The 19,068-nt window shown below is 65.5% G+C and carries 20 protein-coding genes; 8 read left to right on the top strand and 12 right to left on the bottom strand.

Annotated features, from left to right (window positions below; all coding sequences use genetic code 11):
- The first annotated feature begins 173 nt into the window (after positions 1–173).
- From QZM15_RS14610 to QZM15_RS14595, 4 genes are read left to right on the top strand one after another with little or no spacing between them, the layout of a single operon-like run.
- Positions 174–725 (top strand): iron transporter, encoded by a 552-nt coding sequence (locus QZM15_RS14610; protein WP_059583539.1) that lies wholly within the window; start codon positions 174–176, stop codon positions 723–725.
- A 55-nt stretch (positions 726–780) separates the two neighbouring features.
- Positions 781–1,113 carry a cupredoxin domain-containing protein gene (locus QZM15_RS14605; protein ID WP_006478303.1) on the top strand — a complete coding sequence of 111 codons (333 nt, stop codon included), beginning with the start codon at positions 781–783 and terminating at the stop codon, positions 1,111–1,113.
- A gap of 57 nt (positions 1,114–1,170) precedes the next feature.
- Positions 1,171–2,013 (top strand): FTR1 family protein, encoded by an 843-nt coding sequence (locus QZM15_RS14600; RefSeq protein WP_059583542.1) that lies wholly within the window; start codon positions 1,171–1,173, stop codon positions 2,011–2,013.
- Positions 2,010–3,407 carry a 4Fe-4S binding protein gene (locus tag QZM15_RS14595; protein ID WP_099316600.1) on the top strand — a complete coding sequence of 466 codons (1,398 nt, stop codon included), beginning with the start codon at positions 2,010–2,012 and terminating at the stop codon, positions 3,405–3,407. Before QZM15_RS14600 ends, QZM15_RS14595 begins: the two co-directional genes overlap by 4 nt.
- A gap of 274 nt (positions 3,408–3,681) precedes the next feature.
- Here QZM15_RS14595 and hemP read toward each other — a convergent pair whose 3' ends face one another.
- The 3 genes from hemP to QZM15_RS14580 all read right to left on the bottom strand — a co-directional run bounded on the left by hemP (position 3,682) and on the right by QZM15_RS14580 (position 5,523).
- Positions 3,682–3,927 carry a hemin uptake protein HemP gene (gene hemP, locus QZM15_RS14590; protein ID WP_034207822.1) on the bottom strand — a complete coding sequence of 82 codons (246 nt, stop codon included), beginning with the start codon at positions 3,925–3,927 and terminating at the stop codon, positions 3,682–3,684.
- A gap of 140 nt (positions 3,928–4,067) precedes the next feature.
- The gene (locus QZM15_RS14585) at positions 4,068–4,550 is read right to left on the bottom strand and encodes an SRPBCC family protein (protein ID WP_059583545.1); all 483 of its coding nucleotides are present in this window, start codon (positions 4,548–4,550) and stop codon (positions 4,068–4,070) included.
- Positions 4,551–4,650: 100 nt separating this feature from the next.
- Complete coding sequence (locus tag QZM15_RS14580) at positions 4,651–5,523, bottom strand: pirin family protein (protein WP_059583547.1); 873 nt, start codon at positions 5,521–5,523, stop codon at positions 4,651–4,653.
- Positions 5,524–5,644: 121 nt separating this feature from the next.
- On the opposite strand from QZM15_RS14580, the gene QZM15_RS14575 reads away from it, so the two are divergent.
- Positions 5,645–6,619 (top strand): LysR family transcriptional regulator, encoded by a 975-nt coding sequence (locus tag QZM15_RS14575; protein WP_059583548.1) that lies wholly within the window; start codon positions 5,645–5,647, stop codon positions 6,617–6,619.
- Between the two features lie 405 nt (positions 6,620–7,024).
- On the opposite strand, the gene QZM15_RS14570 is transcribed toward QZM15_RS14575, so the two are convergent.
- The 9 genes from QZM15_RS14570 to QZM15_RS14530 all read right to left on the bottom strand — a co-directional run bounded on the left by QZM15_RS14570 (position 7,025) and on the right by QZM15_RS14530 (position 14,309).
- Entirely contained in the window at positions 7,025–7,453 is a 429-nt protein-coding gene (locus tag QZM15_RS14570) for a biopolymer transporter ExbD (protein WP_059583550.1), read from the bottom strand.
- A 13-nt stretch (positions 7,454–7,466) separates the two neighbouring features.
- Entirely contained in the window at positions 7,467–8,201 is a 735-nt protein-coding gene (locus tag QZM15_RS14565; RefSeq protein ID WP_059642283.1) for a MotA/TolQ/ExbB proton channel family protein, read from the bottom strand.
- 36 nt (positions 8,202–8,237) lie between these two features.
- On the bottom strand, positions 8,238–8,969 hold the full coding sequence (locus QZM15_RS14560; protein ID WP_226224969.1) for an energy transducer TonB: 732 nt from the start codon (positions 8,967–8,969) through the stop codon (positions 8,238–8,240).
- A gap of 218 nt (positions 8,970–9,187) precedes the next feature.
- On the bottom strand, positions 9,188–9,424 hold the full coding sequence (locus QZM15_RS14555; protein ID WP_006482749.1) for a bacterioferritin-associated ferredoxin: 237 nt from the start codon (positions 9,422–9,424) through the stop codon (positions 9,188–9,190).
- A gap of 150 nt (positions 9,425–9,574) precedes the next feature.
- A complete protein-coding gene (murI, locus tag QZM15_RS14550; RefSeq protein WP_124864560.1) occupies positions 9,575–10,432 on the bottom strand; it encodes a glutamate racemase in 858 nt (285 codons plus the stop codon).
- Between the two features lie 34 nt (positions 10,433–10,466).
- On the bottom strand, positions 10,467–10,943 hold the full coding sequence (bfr, locus tag QZM15_RS14545) for a bacterioferritin (RefSeq protein WP_006478315.1): 477 nt from the start codon (positions 10,941–10,943) through the stop codon (positions 10,467–10,469).
- 193 nt (positions 10,944–11,136) lie between these two features.
- On the bottom strand, positions 11,137–12,660 hold the full coding sequence (locus QZM15_RS14540; protein ID WP_034183495.1) for a fumarate hydratase: 1,524 nt from the start codon (positions 12,658–12,660) through the stop codon (positions 11,137–11,139).
- Positions 12,661–12,704: 44 nt separating this feature from the next.
- Positions 12,705–13,289 carry a TIGR00645 family protein gene (locus QZM15_RS14535; RefSeq protein ID WP_302106625.1) on the bottom strand — a complete coding sequence of 195 codons (585 nt, stop codon included), beginning with the start codon at positions 13,287–13,289 and terminating at the stop codon, positions 12,705–12,707.
- 111 nt (positions 13,290–13,400) lie between these two features.
- On the bottom strand, positions 13,401–14,309 hold the full coding sequence (locus QZM15_RS14530) for a DMT family transporter (protein WP_060313613.1): 909 nt from the start codon (positions 14,307–14,309) through the stop codon (positions 13,401–13,403).
- Between the two features lie 325 nt (positions 14,310–14,634).
- Between QZM15_RS14530 and acs the strand changes: the two genes are divergently transcribed.
- From acs to QZM15_RS14515, 3 genes are all read left to right on the top strand, one after another.
- Positions 14,635–16,617 carry an acetate--CoA ligase gene (gene acs / locus QZM15_RS14525; protein ID WP_099316596.1) on the top strand — a complete coding sequence of 661 codons (1,983 nt, stop codon included), beginning with the start codon at positions 14,635–14,637 and terminating at the stop codon, positions 16,615–16,617.
- Positions 16,618–16,702: 85 nt separating this feature from the next.
- Complete coding sequence (locus QZM15_RS14520) at positions 16,703–17,047, top strand: DUF4212 domain-containing protein (protein WP_302106624.1); 345 nt, start codon at positions 16,703–16,705, stop codon at positions 17,045–17,047.
- A gap of 3 nt (positions 17,048–17,050) precedes the next feature.
- Positions 17,051–19,066, top strand: coding sequence for a sodium:solute symporter family protein (locus QZM15_RS14515; RefSeq protein WP_060314223.1), 2,016 nt, complete (start codon positions 17,051–17,053; stop codon positions 19,064–19,066).
- Positions 19,067–19,068 lie beyond the last annotated feature (2 nt).

Genomic DNA, 19,068 nt, shown 5'->3' with positions numbered 1-19,068 from the left:
CGGATCAGGGGTTTACGGCGCTCCCCGTTTGTTCCGGAACGGGTTCGGTGCTAAACTCCGCATGTATTGAGAATAGTTCGCATTAACGTTCTTCGTCGCGTTAGTGTTTCCGGCGGGCGGCAGCGGCGGCTCGCATGTCGTCAAGATAGTCAGACAAATAACAAGGAGTGTCCATGTTGGGTTCTTCGTTCATCCGCACGACGGTTGCGGTAGCGGCGGCGTTTGCCGCGATGTCGGCCTCGGCTGCCGAGTATCCGATCGGCAAGCAGCAGATCCAGGGCGGCATGGAAATCGGCGCGGTGTATCTGCAGCCGATCACGATGGACCCGGAAGGCATGATGCGCAAGGCGTCGGATTCCGACATCCACCTCGAGGCCGACATCCATGCGGTCAAGAACAACCCGACAGGTTTCGCGGAAGGCGACTGGATGCCGTACCTGCAGGTCACGTACAAGCTGACGAAGCAGGGCGACACCAAGTGGAAGGCCGAGGGCGACCTGATGGGCATGGTCGCGAGCGACGGCCCGCACTACGGCGACAACGTGAAGCTCGCCGGCCCGGGCAAGTACCACCTGACGCTGGTCGTCAAGCCGCCGATGCAGTCGGGTCACATGGCGTTCGGTCGTCACGTCGACAAGGAAACGGGCGTGGGCCCGTGGTTCAAGCCCATCACGCTCGAGTACGACTTCCCGTTCGCCGGTATCGGCAAGAAGGGCGGTTACTGATCGGTGGCATCACGAACGGCGCGCTTCGGCGCGCCGTCGGCGTAGAGAACCCAGAATGAAAATTCCCCAGAAAATCGTCGCCGCAGCCGCTGCGCTGTGGCTTGCCGGCGCGGCGCATGCGGCCGATCTGCCGACGTTCAAGCTCGAGATGACGGATGGCAAGCTGAATCCCGCCCGCATCGAAGTGCCGGCCGGCCAGCGTTTCAAGATCGAGATCAGGAACACCGGCAAGGGCGCCGCCGAATTCGAGAGCGTGCAGTTGCGCAAGGAGAAGGTGCTCGCGCCGGGCGCCGATTCGTTCGTGGTCGTCGCCCCGCTGTCGCCGGGCGAATACAAGTTTTTCGACGATTTCCACCAGCAGGCACAGGGCGTGATCGTCGCGAAGTAACGTGTTTTATCTGCGCGCGGGCGGGCCAGGCCGTGCCCCGCGCGTCAGGAGGTATCGATGGGTCAGATCTTGTTCATCGTCTGGCGGGAGAGCGTCGAAGCGCTGCTCGTCGTCGGCATTCTCTATGCATGGCTGAAAAACGGCGACGACGACGCGCGCCGCGGTTTGCCTTTCCTCTGGACGGGCGTCGCTGTCGGCCTGTTGATGGCAGTCGGCCTCGGCGCCGCGCTGGTCGGGTTCACCGAAGTGTTGTCCGGCGACGCGCAGGACTATTTCCAGACGGCGATGGTGCTGATCGCGTGCGTGCTGATCGTGCAGATGGTGCTGTGGATGCGCCGGCACGGCCGCACGCTGAAGCGCGACATGGAGCAATCGCTGCAGCAAAGCACGCGTGATTCGAACTGGTGGGGCGTCGCGGTGCTGGTCGCGCTCGCGATCGCGCGCGAAGGCAGCGAGACGGTGATCTTCCTGTACGGCCTCGGTTTCGGCCAGTCCGGCCACGTCGACGGCAGCCAGATGCTCGCGGTCGTGATCGGCCTGGGCCTCGCGTTCCTCACGTTCTATCTGCTGCAGCTCGGCGGCAAGTACTTCTCGTGGCGGCATTTTTTCCGCGTCACCGAAGTGATGCTGCTGTTCCTCGGCGCGGGCCTGTTCCAGACCGGCGTCGACAAGCTGATCGACAAGGAAATCCTGCCGCTCGGCATCTCGCAGGTGTGGGATACGTCCGCGATCCTCGATGATTCGGGCACGTTCGGTTCGCTCGTCGCGACGCTGACCGGCTATCGCGCGCACCCGGCGCTGACCAACCTGGTGGCGTATGCGGTGTACTGGGCGGTCGTCTGGTTGCTGATGAAGCGTGCGAGCCGCCGTCCGGCCGTCGTAGCGGGTCGCGCGGCATGAGCGTTGTCGCCGCCGTCAAGCCGGGCTGGCTCGCGCAGGCCGGCCAGTGGATGCAGCGCCACGGTGCGCTGATCCGCGGTATCCAGTGGATCGTCGTCGCCGTCTACGCGTTCCTGATCATCGTGCCGGCCGTGTTGCCGCTGCCGGATGATTCCGCGCATCTGTGGAACAACCTCACGCTCATCGCGCAGTTCGCGTTCTGGGGCATCTGGTGGCCGTTCGTGCTGCTGTCGATGGTGATGCTCGGCCGCGTCTGGTGCGGTGTGCTGTGCCCGGAAGGCGCGCTCACCGAATACGCGAGCAAGTTCGGCCGCGGCGGCCCGATTCCACGCTGGATCCGGTGGGGCGGCTGGCCGTTCGTCGCGTTCGGCATCACGACGATCTATGGGCAGATGGTGAGCGTGTACCAGTACCCGCTCGCGGTGCTGTTCGTGCTCGGCGGCTCGACCGTCGGCGCGATCGTGATCGGCGTGCTGTACGGCCGCGAGAAGCGCGTGTGGTGCAAGTATCTGTGCCCGGTCAACGGCGTGTTCGGGTTGCTCGCGCGGCTTGCGCCGATGCGCTACAAGGTCGACGAGGACGCGTGGCGCCGTTCGTACAGGAACGGCGAGCACGGCCATCGCGTGATTCCGATCAATTGCGCGCCGCTCGTGCCGTTGCGCAACATGAAGGGCGCGGCGGACTGCCATATGTGCGGCCGCTGCAGCGGGCACCGCGACGCGATTTCGCTGTCGCTGCGCTCGCCGTCCGACGAAGTCGTGAACCTCGGTGCGGAGCGAGCCAACCCGTGGGACACCGCACTGATCCTGTACGGCCTGCTCGGCGTGGCGATCGGTGCGTTCCACTGGACCGTCAGCCCGTGGTTCGTGCAGATCAAGCAATGGCTCGCGGGCTGGCTGCTCGACCACGACATCACGTGGCCGCTCGAGACCAATGCGCCGTGGTTCCTGCTCACGCACTACCCGGATCGCAACGACGTGTTCTCCTGGCTCGATGGCGGGCTGGTCGTCAGCTACATCGTCGGCACGGGGCTCGTATACGGCACGGCACTCCTAGTGTTGCTGGCCGGCGCCACGCTGATGCTCGGCCGCTTCGATCGCGTGCGCCTGCATCACCTCGCGCAGGCGCTGATCCCCATCGCGGGTGCGGGCGTGTTCCTCGGGTTGTCGGCCACGACGCTGTCGTTGCTGCGCGCCGAGCATGTGCCGCTCGGCTGGGCAACCGATGTGCGCATCGCGATTCTGGTCGGCGCAAACGTATGGAGTGCGTGGCTCGCGTGGAAGGTGACGGGGCGCTATGCGGCGTGGCCGCGCCGGCTCGCGGCATTCGCGTGGTTCGCCGTCGGGCTGGCTGTCGTCGACAGCGCATGGTGGTTGATGTTCTGGGGATTCTGAGGCGGCGCGCATGCCGCTCTCGCCGTCGCGCATTGACGGCAGCCACGATAGTTGGGCAGCGTGCTTCGCGCATCGGCTGCCCAAACAAAAAAGCGACACGTCCATCGACGTGTCGCTTTTTTCTTCCTTGTGCGAGAACCAAAAAAGTGGCTTGGCTTGCTGCAACGGCTGCTTGAGTGTGTTTGCACGAAGGGGTCTAGATCTCGCGTGCAAGCCGTTACGCTGGCTACTGCCCAACACCTCTCAGGGAGGTGGTCCCCACAATACTCGGTCGTTACTTCGTCAGGATCAGTTTGCCGAGCCGCGTGGCGCGCAACTGATACGTCTCTCCGTTATGCGCGATGCTGACGTGGCTTTGGCCTTGCAGCAGCGCATCACTGTTGACGACCCGCGTGCCTGCATCGCGGTTGCCGGCGGGTTTCGCCGGCGTGGTGACCGCTGCCGTCTTCTGACGGCTGCTGGCTGCGGTGCCGGTGGTCCGGCGCAGGGTCAGCGTGGTCGGGCGCATGGTGTCGGTCATTCGGTTTGATCGGTGACTGTCGATACGATGGAATGAATTCTAAATGATAACTATTCCCATTTACAAAAACTCTTTATCGATCGATGGTTCTAGTCTGATAGTTTGAATCAAAAGGGGCGGCCCGCAGGCCGCCGCCGGGCTCAGTGCAGCGGATCGGGGTCCTTGCGACCCTGCGCGTATTCGCGGATCAGGCGCACCGTGTCGATATCCGACGTGCGGTATGCCTCCTTGACGATCCCATGCGTCTGTCGCGCTTCTTCGCTGTCGTCGGTGACCGTCAGCGTCGTCCGGTACTCGAAACGCAGGAACAGTTCGTGGTCGTCGCGTTCCTCGATCGTCATCGTCAGCGAGCCGCCGATCTCGCCATCGGCTGCTCGGATGTCGTAGCGGACCTGCTGGTTCGGCGTGAACGTCACGTGGTCGCGCACCGTCGCGTGGCCGTAGTGCAGTTCGCGTTCGAGCGTCGTGTCCGTCCGTTCGTGGATGACGCAACTGTCGAGGCCGATCACGAACAATTGCGGCTGTTCCGCACGCAGCACGAGGCCTTCCCAGAGCTGGTCGCGAGTGAGAGTCGGCACGGCCGGATCGTCGGAGTTGATCTGGATCAGATGTTCGAAGTTCAAGGGGACGGGTTCCTTCTGGGTGGCGGGTGGCCACATGGTTCAAGAAGTTATTGTGACGCAAAACCGCCGGCTTCGCGGCACCTGCGACCCCCGATCGAAACTACGCCTCGATGCGACCCATGCGACCGGTCTGATAGTCGACAACGGCCTGCCGGATCTCTTCCTCGGTATTCATCACGAACGGGCCGTAACGGACGATCGGCTCGTTGAGCGGCACGCCGCCGATCAGCAGCAGGTCGAGCGACGTGTCGCCGGCAGCGAACGTGACGGTGTCGCCATCGTCGCCGTAGACGATCATGTGTCGCGGGTCGACAGCCTGCCTGTCGGGCCCGTAGAGGCCCGTTCCGTCGATCGGATAGGCAAACACGCGATAACCGGCCGGCACCGGCTGCGTGACCGTTGCGCCGGGCTCCAGCGTGAAATGCTGATAGAGGATCGGCGTGCGCGTCTCGATCGCGGCCTGTACGCCAAACGCTTCGCCGGCGATGACGCGCACGCGCGCGCGACCGTCCGGCGACGTCGCCGCCGGAATGCGAGCGGCCGGAATCTCCTGGTAGCGCGGCGCGATCATCTTGTCGCGGCGCGGCAGGTTGACCCACAGCTGGAAGCCGTGGGAGCGGCCGCCGGCCTGCGCGAACGCCGGGTCCGGCATTTCGCTGTGGACGACGCCGGCCCCGGCCGTCATCCATTGCACGTCGCCCGGGCCGAGCGTGCCGGCATGGCCGGACGAGTCGCGATGGCGGAAGCGTCCGTCGAGCGCGTAGGTCACGGTCTCGAAGCCGCGATGCGGATGGTCGGGCGCGCCCACGGCTTCGCCGGGCGCGTAATCGACAGGGCCCATTTCATCGAGCAGCAGGAACGGATCGAAATCCATCAGCAGCCGCGTCGGGAACGGGCGGTGAACCACGAAACCGCCGCCTTCGGTGGTGCGAAGCGCGGGGTAGGTGCGATCAAGCGAGCGAGCGGTGGTCATGGGAAGCCCTCGAAATCATCGGAATAGCGTTATTTTCGAAACATAGCGCTATTATATTGGGCGTTTTACCGGTCGATTTGCGGCGGATCGCAATGGATTGTTCTGAAATTGGAACGATGAGATGAATATCGATGCACATAACCTGAACGACCTGATGTACTTCTCGCAGGTCGTCGAACATGGCGGTTTCTCGGCCGCCGAGCGCGTGCTGGGCATCTCGAAATCGCGTCTGTCGCGGCGCCTGACCGAGCTCGAGGCGGCGCTTGGCGTGCGCCTGCTGCAGCGCTCGACGCGCAAGCTCGCGCTGACCGAGGCAGGGGAGCTGTTTTACCAGCATTGCCAGGCGATGCTCGCGGAAGCGCAAGCCGCGATGAACGCCGTGCAGCAGTTGCGCGCGTCGCCGCGCGGCTCGGTACGTGTCAGCGTGCCGGTGACGCTGTCGCAGACGATGCTGTCGCGCATCCTGCCCGAATTCCTGCGCCGCTATCCCGAGGTGAAGGTGCACGTCCGCGTGACGAACCGCGTGATCGACCTGTTCGAGGATTCGATCGACGTCGCGTTGCGCGTGCGCTCGGAGCCGCCGCAGAACGCGAACATCGTCGTGCGGCCGCTGTGGCGCACCGAGCAGATGCTGGTCGGCGCGCCGAGCCTGCTGAGCCAGAATGCACCGCCGCTGGTGCCGGACGACCTGACCGGCTTCGAGACGCTCGATACGCCGAGCGTCGACGGCCGGCACGTCTTCAACCTGATCGCGCCGGACGGGACGCGCCACGTGCACGAGCACGATCCTCGCCTCGTGACGGCCGACCTGATGACGATCCGCGAGGCCGTGCTCGACGGCCTCGGCATCGCGGCGCTGCCGGAGATGATGTACGGCAACGCGCTGCGCGCGGGGCAACTGTCGCCGGTGATGCCAGGCTGGACGCTGCCGGTGCCGCAGTTGTATGCGGTGTTCGTGTCGCGGCAGGGGATGCCGCCCGCGGTACGTGCATTCGTCGATTACCTCGTCGAGAAGCTCGACCATGGCGCGTACAAGGATCCGGGTTGCCCAGAACGTGCGAAGAAGGAAGCGGCGGCCGATGTTTCGGCCACCTGAACACGGCGGGCACGACGACGCAAATTTGTTTTGTCATTGAAGCGCCGCCTGCAATCGCAAGTTTCAATCGCCGGAACCTTGAATGCGTGCGCTGGCGAGCCTATATTGAAATCCCATTTCGTGAAGGAAGTTCTGAGCGAAATCAGGTGGCCGCATATATTGTGAGCCAGATAGGGCAGAACGCGCAGTCCGTGCAGACCACGGCAAAGTCGCATTTGCGTTGCTCGAGGCGTAACCGATACCGCCGAAGAGCCCGCCGCCCGAAGGCGCCCGCGTGCGCATGAAAAAAGGCCTTCATCTGGCGATGAAGGCCTTTTACTTTGGGCGCGGCCGGCTAGGTGCGGCCGGCGAGGTGCGGCCGGCAAGGCGCGCAGTGACTACTGGCGACGACAGAACGTGCGCGTGTTACTTCGTTTTCGCGCCGGGCTCCGTCACGAAGCCGAGCTTGGTCAAGCCGCCAGCCTGCGCATCCGACATCACTTCCGCGACGTGCTCGTAGGCCACCTTGCGGTCCGCGCGCAGATGCAATTCCGGCTGCGGCGTGCGCTTCGCGGCTTCCGCGATGCGCGCCTGCAATTGTTCGCGCGTGACCGTGTGGTCGTCCCACAGGATCGTGCCGTCACCCTGGATCGCGACGTCGACGGTCTGCGGCTTTTCGTCGACGGGCTGGCTGCTGGCGTGCGGCAGGTCGATCTTCACCGCATGCTGCATCGCCGGGATCGTCACGAGGAAAATGATCAGGAGTACGAGCATGACGTCGACGAGCGGCGTCATGTTGATCTCGCTCATCACGGCATCGTCGTCATCGTCGCTGAAACCGGTGTTCATGGCCATGGTTCACCTCGTCTCAGCTGGCGGTGCGCGATGCGAGACGCAGGCCGTCGCGCGTCGACGACGACGCGAGGCTCGCGCCCGTCACGAAGTACGCGTGCAGACCGTGCGCGAAGCGGCGCAGCTTGCTGACGACACCCTTGTTCGCGCGGATCAGCGCGTTGTAGCCGAGCACCGCGGGAATCGCGACGAACAGGCCGAAGGCCGTCATGATCAGCGATTCGCCGACCGGACCCGCGACCTGGTCGATCGACGTCTGGCCGGTAGCGCCGATCGCGAGCAGCGCGTGATAGATCCCCCAGACCGTGCCGAACAGGCCGACGAACGGCGCGGTGCTGCCGACCGATGCGAGGATCGCGAGGCCGCTCTGCATGCGCGAAATGCCTTCGTCCATCGTGTCCTTCAGGCAGCGCGTGACCCAGTCCGATACGTCCATGCGATCGTGCAGATGCGGTTGCGTGTGATGGTGGTGGTCGACGGCTTCCTTGCCCGACAGCGCGAGCGCGAGGAACGGGTTGTCGTTCGGCGTCGACGCGGCGAGGCCGAGCTTCTTGATGCCGTCGTCGAAATCGTCGGAATGCCAGAAAGCCTGTTCGGCGTTCTTCGTGAGGCGGTTCAGGCGGATCACGTTCCAGCCCTTGATGACGATCACGATCCACGACAGGACCGACATCACGAGCAGCGTGATCGCAATGGCGCGCGTGACGAAATCACCTTGCGCCCAGACGTGCGCGATACCGTAGCTTTGCATTTTTTTGTTTCCTTTGAATCTTCCGGATGAGGCAGGTTAGTCGGTGAGCCCGAAGCTGTAGGGCTGTGTGCGGGCGGCGCGGATCGCCTCGCCGTTCTCGATGTACGGACGGCAGGTGGTCGCGCGCATCGCGTCGAGCGCGGCATCGTCGAGGCGCGGATAGCCGCTGCTCTTCTGCAGATCGATGCTTTCGATCTTGCCGGTCACGCCGACGACGAAGTGGACATAGGCGGTGCCCGATTCGCCGCGGCGGCGCGACATCGACGGATAGTCGGGCTTCACGAAGTTGCATTGGAGCGTCGGCACGTTCTTCGGCGCGCTGACCTGCATCGTTTCGCGCGCCGGGCCCTGCGTGGCGGCCGGTGCGGCGGGCGCGGGCGCGGCCGGAGCGGGTGTCGGATCGGCCGCGGGAGCCGGGGTGGGCGACGGCGCCGGCGACGGCGCGACCGGCTGCGGGGTCGGCTTTGCGGCTTTCTGCACCGGTTTCGGCTCGACCTTCGGCTTCACGCGCGGCACGGGCTTCGGCGGGGCGGGCTGCGGAATCGATTCGGCCGCGACCTGCTGCGCGATCGGCGCAGGCGTGATGAGCTGCGCGGTGATCGTCTGGACCTCGACCGATTTCGGCGGCGGCGCGTTGCGATGGAGCCATGCGGCCGTCAGCATGATCGCGTGTGCGGCTAGCACGCCGACCGCGACGACGATCACTCGGGGATTCATACGTGGTGCAGCCGGCATGGCGCCGGCAGGAGCGAGATGCGAAGCCTGCATGTTAGCTTGAAAGAACGACGCCGCACCCGGGGCGCGGCGGGTGAATCGGCATCACTTGCGGAAGATCAGCAGCGAGATGCAAACGGTGGTTACGAATCCGATCAGCAATTCCATCACAGGCTCCTTGGCAGGTAAGCCGTTGGCTCGCGCAGACGGTGGCTTGCTGACGGTCAAGACAAAAAATGCGGCCCGGGCCGCATGCACACGCTCGGCGCCGCTCAGGCCGCCTTGCGGTCGTAGAACGTGACCGGGATCGGATGAGCATGATGCTCGACACCGCACCGGCTCGCGCAGACGCCTTGCTCGGCCATGAGGTCGCGTACGGACTCCTCGCACTTGCCGCAGCACGTGGCCACGCCGAGCTCGAACTGGAGTTCATCGAAAGAGTTCACGCCCTCCGCGAGGGACGCGCGAATCTTGCGATCGGAAACAGACTTGCACACGCAGACGATCATGATGAGTTGCGATAGCTAACGTTAATGCGAATTATTATCATTAATTTTGCGGGTGTTGACAAGCCTGGGTCGGGCTTTTTTTAAGGTCATCGGACCCTTGAAAGGAAGCGGCGGCTTGGCCGCCGTGGGAGCCCGGCGTGCCGGCGCGCGTCAGGCGGTCGCGCAGGCGTGCGCGTTCGGCGAGGAAATGGTGACGGATTCGACCGGCGCCTCGAGGCCGAGCAGCGTCGACGCGAGCGCGCGCAGTTGCAGGCCGTCGCTCGTCGAGCACAAGCGCGTCGGCGCGGCGTGCGTGCCGGCCGGCGCGCGCAGCCCGCGTTCGTCGAGCACCCGCGCGAGCTGGCGGGCAATGGCATCGCTCGTGTCGACGATCGTCAGGCGCTCGCCAACAATGTCACGAATCGTTTCTGTGAAGAACGGGTAGTGCGTGCAGCCGAGTACCAGCGTATCGGCGCCGTCGTCGAGCATCGGCTGTATGTAACGCTCGAGCAGTGCCCGTAGTGCGGGCGAGTTCGTGTCGCCGCGCTCGATCGCTTCGACGAGCCCGTGGCCGGGCTGACAGATGAAGCGGCGGCCGGCGCCGTAGCGGTCGAGCAGCGCCTGGAAGCGCGGGCTGTTCAGCGTCGACTGTGTGGCGAGGACGCCCGCGACGCCGGTCGCGGACAGCGCGGCGGCCGGCTTGATGCCCGGCTCGACGCCGACGAGCGGTATCGACAGGCGTTCGCGGATGGCCGCGATCGCCCGAGCCGTTGCCGTGTTGCATGCGATGACGAGCGCTTTCGCGCCTTCGCGCGCGAGCCACTCGCCGATGGCCAGCGTGCGTTCCGTAATGAATGCCTCGTCGCGCGGGCCGTATGGCGCGTGGTGCGAGTCGGCTACGTAGACGAACGATTCGCCGGGCAGGTGCGCGCGCGCGGCGCGCAGCACCGACAGGCCGCCGAGCCCCGAGTCGAAGATGCCGACAGGGGCGGCGGCGTGCGGCGCGGTAGCGGCGGACGGGTGCGTCATCGTCGGGCGGGCGGCGGGCTGGCGGGCAGGGCGATTACTCGGCCGAACCCATCATCGTTTGCTGATAGTTCTGCAGGCCGACCTTGCCGATCAGGTCGATCTGCGTTTCGAGCCAGTCGATGTGCTCTTCGGTGTCGTCGAGGATCTTTTCGAAGATCTCGCGCGACACGTAGTCGCGAACCGATTCGCAGTAGGCGATCGCTTCCTTGCAGGTGGACTGCGAGATCTGCTCGAGCTTCAGGTCGCACTTCAGGATCTCTTCGGTTTCCTCGCCGACGAGCAGCTTGTGCAGGTCCTGCAGGTTCGGCAGGCCGTCGAGCATGAACACGCGTTCGATCAGCCAGTCGGCGTGCTTCATTTCGCCGATCGACTCGTCGTATTCGTGCTTGCCGAGCTTGTCGAGGCCCCAGTGCTTGTACATGCGCGCATGCAGGAAGTACTGGTTGATCGCCGTGAGTTCATTCTTCAGTTGGGCGTTCAGATATTCGATGACTTTCTTGTCGCCTTGCATGGCTGTTCCTTGTTCAGTGGAGCTTCAGAAACCGAACGATAATCGCTCGAACGAGAAAAGCCAAGCCTCGAAGCCTTGTCGGGCCTGCCTTTTGCGTGTAATGAGAATCAGCCTTGAATAACCGGCCGCGCACAATAATGAGAATGAGAAGTAAAAAGGCCGGACGCGCGTCCGGCCTTTCGTTCGATCGCGCTTACGCGGCTGCGACCGGGATCTTGCCGATCTTCGCCTGCCATTCCTTCGGACCCGTCTGGTGCACCGACGTGCCCGACGAATCGACGGCAACTGTTACAGGCATGTCCTGCACGTCGAATTCGTAGATCGCTTCCATGCCGAGGTCTTCGAACGCGAGCACCTTCGCGCCGCGGATCGCCTTCGACACGAGGTAGGCCGCGCCGCCGACCGCCATCAGGTAGGCGGCCTTGTGCTTCTTGATCGCGTCGATCGCGACCGGGCCGCGCTCGGCCTTGCCGACCATCGAGATCAGACCCGTCTGAGCGAGCATCGTCTCGGTGAACTTGTCCATGCGCGTGGCCGTCGTCGGGCCGGCCGGGCCGACGACTTCGTCGCGCACCGGATCGACCGGGCCGACGTAGTAGATCACGCGGTTCGTGAAGTCGACGGGCAGCTTCTCGCCCTTCGCGAGCATGTCCGCGATGCGCTTGTGCGCGGCGTCGCGGCCGGTGAGCATCTTGCCCGACAGCAGCAGCGTCTGGCCCGGCGTCCAGCTCGCGACTTCTTCCGGCGTCAGCGTGTTCAGGTCGACGCGCTTGCTGGTTTCCGTGTTCGGTTCCCACTGCACCTTCGGCCAGGCGTCGAGCGACGGCGCTTCAAGCTTGGCCGGGCCCGAGCCGTCGAGCACGAAGTGCGCGTGGCGCGTGGCCGCGCAGTTCGGGATCAGCGCGACCGGCTTCGACGCCGCGTGCGTCGGCGCCGCCATGATCTTCACGTCGAGCACGGTCGCGAGGCCGCCGAGGCCCTGCGCGCCGATGCCGAGCGCGTTGACCTTCTCGTGCAGTTCGACACGCAGTTCCTCGACCCAGTCCTTCGGGCCGCGCGCGATGATTTCCTGGATGTCGATCGGCTCCATCAGCGATTCCTTCGCCATCAGCATCGCCTTCTCGGCGGTGCCGCCGATGCCGATCCCGAGCATGCCCGGCGGGCACCAGCCGGCGCCCATCGTCGGGACCGTCTTCAGCACCCAGTCGACGATCGAATCGGACGGGTTCAGCATCACGAATTTCGACTTGTTTTCCGAGCCGCCGCCCTTCGCCGCGACCTGCACGTCGACCTTGTCGCCCGGCACGATCTCGTAGTGGATCACGGCCGGCGTGTTGTCCTTCGTGTTCTTGCGGGCGCCTTCCGGCGGATTGACGATCGACGCGCGCAGCACGTTGTCCGGGTGCGTGTAACCGCGGCGCACGCCTTCGTTGATCATGTCGGTGAGGCCCATCGTCGCGCCGTCCCAGCGCACGTCCATGCCGACCTTCACGAAGATCGTGACGATGCCGGTGTCCTGGCAGATCGGACGCTTGCCTTCCGCGCACATGCGGCTGTTCGTGAGGATCTGCGCGATCGCGTCCTTCGCCGCCGGGCTCTCTTCCAGCTCGTACGCGCGGCCGAGGGCCTGGATGTAGTCGAGCGGGTGGTAGTAGCTGATGTACTGCAGCGAATCCGCGATGCTCTGGATCAGGTCTTCCTGTTTGATGACGGTCATGGCTGAGACTCTGTGGGGACAGTGGGGAATGCGTTGCCGACGGTTCAGGCCGCCGGTCGGGACGCTGCGGACGCATGCGCCTCGTGGAAATGGGCCGGGTGCGTGTGCGTCGTCAGGCGGTCGACCCACGCCATCACGAGCGCCGACACGAGGAACGACACGTGGATGATCACCTGCCACATGATCGCGTGCGTCGTGTGCTGGTCGGGGTTGATGAACGTCTTCAGCAGGTGGATCGACGAAATGCTGATCAGCGCCATCGACAGCTTGACCTTCAGCACGCCCGCGTTCACGTGGTCGAGCCATTCGGGCTCGTCGGGGTGGCCCTCGATGCCGAGCCGCGACACGAACGTTTCATACCCGCCGACGATCACCATGATCAGCAGGTTCGAGATCATCACCACGTCGATCAGGCCGAGCACGGCGAGCATCACGCTGATTTCGTCGAGGCCCGTCGCATGCGACAGCAGGTGCCAGACTTCCTTCAGGAACAGGAACACGTAGACGGCCTGCGCGACGATCAGGCCCAGATAGAGCGGAACCTGGAGCCAGCGGCTCATGAAAATCAGCGCGGGAAGCGGGCGAAGCGGGCGACGGCCAGGATAGCCGGGCGAATGCGGGGCGGACATGTCGGGGTACGGGCGCGGTGCGCAGGTATCGGGGTAATCTTGAAAAGGCGCGCTATTGTAACGCGTCGGCCGGCGCGACTGCAGCGACGCGCCGGCGCCGCGGGGGACGGATCAGGAGGCGGCCGCCGGCACGCGTTTGACGCGCAGGCTCGCGAGCACGATGCCGGCGACGACGCACGCGAGCGCGATGCCGTGCGCGAGCGTCGGGCGCTCGCCGAGGAACGCGATGCCGTACGCGGCTGCCGCGATCGGCAGCACCGCGCTGAACACGCCGGCGAGGCTCCCCGGCACGTGCCGGATGCCCTTCATCCACAGCCAGAACGAGAAGATGCTGGCCGACAACCCGTACCAGACGACGAGCGCCCAGGTGCCGGCGGGCACGCTCGCGTAATCGAAGCGCCACAGCGCCGTCGCGCCGAGCGGCAGCATCAGGAACAGGCCGAACAGGTGGGTATACGCGCAGATGTCGATCGGCGCGAGCGTCTGCGTGAGCCGGCGCGACAGGATCACGTAGATCGATTCGCAGCACACCGCGCCGAGAATCAGCAGGTTGCCGGCGAGCGAGCCGGACGCGTCGCCCTGCGCGCCGTGGCCGGCCGCGCTGCCGTTGGCGAGATTGATCGTCACGACGCCGATGATCGCGAGCGCGATCGACACGAGCGCACGGCCGTTCGGTTTTTCACGCAGGATCAGCCATGCGAACAGCGCGACGATCGCCGGGATCGTGCTCGTGATGACGCCCGCGGCCACCGCGCTCGTGCGCTGCACGCCGTTGAGCATCAGCAGCGTGAACATGAAGGTGCCGAAGAACGCCTGCAGGAACAGGTTCAGCCATTCGCCGCGCTTGACCGTGCGCATCTTCACGGGGCTGAACAGCGGCCACAGCACCGCGATCGCGATCACGAAGCGCAGCGTGGCGAGGATGGCGACGGGGACGAATGCAACGATGGATTTACCGATACCGACGTTGCTGCCGACGAACAGCATCGACAGGATGAGGAAGAGGGCGTAGCGATTCAAGCTGGAATCCGGAAGGCGAGTTCAGTTAGGATTGTAGGGTCGCGGTTGTAACAGCGTAAAGCTGGCCTCGGTGCGGCGCCTCGCGCACGAAACGGCCATGCCGCGTAAGTGACGGGTAAGTTGGCGCGCTTATCGTGGAACTGCCGCGCCGCAGGTCACATTTGCGTGACGTGACTTGATGTGGTGCGGTGCAGCATCGTGCGCAGGCCTTCGCGGCCGCGCGCGGGTGGTGGGAGACAGCGGCGCGCAGCGCCGGCCAGGACGACGCGCGGCGCGCACGATCGCGCCGCCATGCAGAGGATTCATGTTCACCAAGGGGTAGTCGATGTCTGCGATTGAATCGGTTCTTCACGAAACCCGTCAGTTCGCGCCGCCCGCGGCGCTCGAGAAGACGGCGACCATTTCCGGCATGCCGGCCTATCGCGCGCTCGTCGCCGAGGCCGAGCAGGATTACGAAGGCTTCTGGGCGCGGCTCGCGCGCGAGGGCCTCACGTGGCACAAGCCGTTCACCAAGGTGCTCGACGAGCGTAACGCGCCGTTCTACACATGGTTCGACGACGGCGAGCTCAACGCGTCGTACAACTGTCTCGACCGTCACGTCGAAGCGGGCCACGGCGAGCGCGTCGCGGTGATCTTCGAGGCCGACGACGGCACCGTCACCCGCGTCACCTATGCGGACCTCCTCGCACGCGTGTCGCGCTTCGCCAATGCGCTGAAGAAACGCGGGATCGGCAAGGGCGATCGCGTCGTCATCTATATCCCGATGTCGATCGAAGGCATCGTCGCGATGCAGGCCTGCGCGCGCATCGGCGCGACGCACTCGGTCGTGTTCGGCGGCTTCTCCGCGAAATCGCTCAATGAGCGGCTCGTCGACGTCGGCGCGGTCGCGCTGATCACCGCCGACGAACAGGCGCGCGGCGGCAAGACGCTGCCGCTCAAGAGCATCGCCGACGAGGCGATCGCGCTGGGCGGCTGCGAAGCGGTCAAGAGCGTGATCGTCTATCGCCGCACCGGCGGCAAGATCGACTGGCATGCGGACCGCGACCTGTGGATGCACGAGCTGACCGACGGCGAATCCGACCGCTGCGAGCCGACCTGGGTCGGCGCCGAGCATCCGCTGTTCATCCTGTATACGTCGGGCTCGACCGGCAAGCCGAAGGGCGTGCAGCACAGCACGGGCGGCTACCTGCTGTGGGCCGCGCAGACGATGAAGTGGACCTTCGACTGGAAACCCGACGACGTGTTCTGGTGCACGGCCGACATCGGCTGGGTCACGGGCCACACGTACATCACGTACGGGCCGCTCGCGTGCGGCGGCACGCAGGTCGTGTTCGAGGGCGTGCCGACGTATCCGGACGCCGGGCGCTTCTGGAAGATGATCGGCGATCACAAGGTCACCGTGTTCTACACCGCGCCGACCGCGATCCGTTCGCTGATCAAGGCGGCCGAAGCCGACGACAAGGTTCATCCGAAGAGCTATGACCTGTCGAGCCTGCGCATCATCGGCACGGTCGGCGAGCCGATCAATCCGGAAGCGTGGATGTGGTACCACAAGCACGTCGGCCACGAGCGCTGCCCGATCGTCGATACGTGGTGGCAGACCGAAACCGGCGGCCACATGATCACGCCGCTGCCGGGCGCGACGCCGACCGTGCCGGGTTCGTGCACGCTGCCGTTGCCGGGCATCATGGCCGCGGTGGTCGACGAGACGGGCCAGGACGTGCCGAACGGGCAAGGCGGGATTCTGGTCGTCAAGCGCCCGTGGCCCGCGATGATCCGCACGATCTGGGGCGACCCGGAGCGCTTCAAGAAGAGTTACTACCCGGAAGAACTCGGCGGCACGCTCTATCTGGCCGGCGACGGCACCGTGCGCGACAAGGAGACCGGCTACTTCACGATCATGGGCCGGATCGACGACGTGCTGAACGTGTCGGGCCACCGGCTGGGCACGATGGAGATCGAATCGGCGCTGGTGTCGCATGAGCTGGTTGCGGAGGCGGCGGTGGTCGGCCGCCCGGACGACACGACGGGCGAGGCGGTCGTGGCATTCGTGGTGCTGAAGCGTTCGCGCCCGGAAGGCGACGAAGCCGCGGCGCTCGCGAAGGCGCTGCGCGACTGGGTCGGCAAGCAGATCGGGCCGATCGCGAAGCCGAAGGACATCCGCTTCGGCGACAACCTGCCGAAGACGCGCTCGGGCAAGATCATGCGGCGCCTCTTGCGCTCGCTCGCGAAGGGCGAGGCGATCACGCAGGATACGTCCACGCTCGAGAATCCGGCCATCCTCGAGCAGCTCACCGAAGTGCGCTGAGCGCCTGCCGGTTGCGCGTCACGCGCACGAGCCCCTGCGCGGCAATCCCGATTGCCCGCGCAGGGGCTTTTTGCTACATAACGGCATGACCGTTCCGACCCGTTCGGCGCCTGCTGCGCCACCTCCCGTTCCCGCGCCGCTCGCGCGTGCGCACGCACGCTACTGGCGCTTCAACGTCGCGCTGATCGCGGTGCTGATGGTGATCGGTTTCGCGGTGTCGTTCATCGTGCCGTTCTTCGGGCCCGCGCTCGCCGGGGTTCGCTTCGCCGGCTTCAGCCTGCCGTTCTATGTCGGCGCACAGGGCGCGATTCTCGTGTACCTCGTGCTGATCGTCGTCTACATCGGGCTGATGCAGCGCGCCGACCGCACGCTGCGCCGCGCGTACGGCGAGCATGCGGCGCGCGCCGGCCTTGCGAACGGCGGGCGCTGATTCATGCTGACACATCGACTGATACGCGCGTACGCGCTCTATACGCTCGGGTTTCTCGGTTTCGTGCTGCTGATGTGGCGGATCGAGCGCGCGACGGGCTCGGGCGTGTGGATCGGCTACGTGTTCCTGTTCGTGCCGATCGCCGTGTACGCGGTGATCGGCTTGTTGTCGCGCACGTCCGATCTCGTCGAGTACTACGTGGCCGGGCGGCGCGTGCCGTCCGCGTTCAACGGGATGGCGACGGCGGCCGACTGGCTGTCGGCCGCGTCGTTCATCGGTCTGGCCGGCTCGCTCTACGCGACCGGTTACGACGCGCTCGCGTACGTGATGGGCTGGACGGGCGGGTTCTGCCTCGTCGCGTTCCTGCTCGCGCCGTATGTGCGCAAGCTCGCGCGCTACACGATTCCCGATTTTCTCGGCACGCGCTTTTCGAGCACGGCCGTGCGCGCGCTCGCGGCCGGCGCGGCGATCCTGTGTTCGTTCGTGTACCTGGTCGCGCAGATCCAGGGGATTGGCCTGATCGCGACGCGCTTCATCGGGGTCGATTTCGCGATCGGCATCTTCTGCGGGCTCGCGGGCATTCTCGTGTGCTCGTTTCTCGGCGGGATGCGCGCGGTCACGTGGACCCAGGTCGCGCAGTACATCATCCTGATCAGCGCGATCCTGATTCCGGTGTCGCTGATCGCGATGAAGAACGGGCTCGGCCCCGTGCCGCAGTTCAATTACGGCAAGCTGATGGAGCGCGTCGCGGCGCGCGAGGCGCAGGTGCGCGACGCGCGCGACGAGCAGCAGGTGCGCGATGCATACCGCCGGCAAGCCGCGGACATCCAGACGCGGCTCGACCGGTTGCCGGCGTCCTATGCGGACGCGCGCCGGCATCTCGTCGACCAGCTTGCGGACCTGCGGCGCCACAACGGGCCGCTGCGCGAGATCAGCCAGCGCGAGCGCGAGCTGGCCGATTTCCCGCGCGATCCGGCGGCGGCGCGCGTGGCGTGGACGCAGGCGCGCGACGACCTGCTCGCGCGTGCCGAGCCGCCCGTGCCGATGCACGAGCCGTTTCCGGCCGCGAGCGAAGACGAACGCAAGCCGCGCGAGCGGAATTTCCTCGCGCTGCTGCTGTGCCTGTCGCTCGGTACCGCGAGCCTGCCGCACATCCTGACGCGCTACAACACGACCACGTCGGTTGCGTCGGCACGGCGCTCGGTCGGCTGGACGCTGTTCTTCATCGCGCTGTTCTACCTGAGCGTGCCTGTGCTCGCGGTGCTGATCAAGTACGAGATCCTCGCGAATCTCGTCGGGCGGCCGTTCGCCGAATTGCCGGGGTGGGTCACGCAGTGGCATCACTTCGAGCCCGACCTGATCAGCGTCGTCGAGGTGATTCGGGACGGCATCGTGCACTGGTCGGAAATCCAGATGCAGCCGGACATGGTCGTGCTGGCCGCGCCGGAAATCGCGGGGCTGCCGTACGTGGTGTCGGGGCTGATCGCGGCCGGTGCACTGGCCGCGGCGCTGTCGACCGCGGACGGGCTACTGCTGACGATCGCGAATGCACTGTCGCACGACGTCTACTACTGCATGGTGGCGCCCGATGCGTCGAGCCAGCGGCGCGTGACGATCTCGAAGGTGCTGCTGCTCGGGGTGGCGCTGTTCGCGTCGTATGTCGCGTCGCTCAATACCGGAAAGATCCTGTTTCTCGTCGGCGCCGCGTTTTCTCTGGCGGCGTCGAGCTTCTTTCCGGTGCTGGTGCTGGGGGTGTTCTGGAAGCGCACGACGACGCGTGGCGCGATTGCGGGGATGGTGACGGGGTTGGCGGTGTGCGTGTACTACATCGTGTCGACTTATCCGTTCTTCACGCAACTGACCGGGTTCGCCGGGCGCACGTGGTTCGGGATCGAGCCGATCAGTTCAGGCGTGTTCGGGGTGCCGGCGGGGTTTGCGGTGGCGATCGTGGTCAGTCTGTGCGACAGGCGGCCGGATGAGTATACGCGGGCGTTGGTGGATTACATTCGGCATCCGTGAGG

Origin of the sequence: Burkholderia sp. AU44665, from assembly GCF_030504405.1 — a bacterium.
GTDB classification, from domain to species: Bacteria; Pseudomonadota; Gammaproteobacteria; order Burkholderiales; family Burkholderiaceae; genus Burkholderia; species Burkholderia semiarida.
Note: the sequence above shows the minus strand (reverse complement) of the source record. Positions and strands in the feature narration are given on the sequence as shown.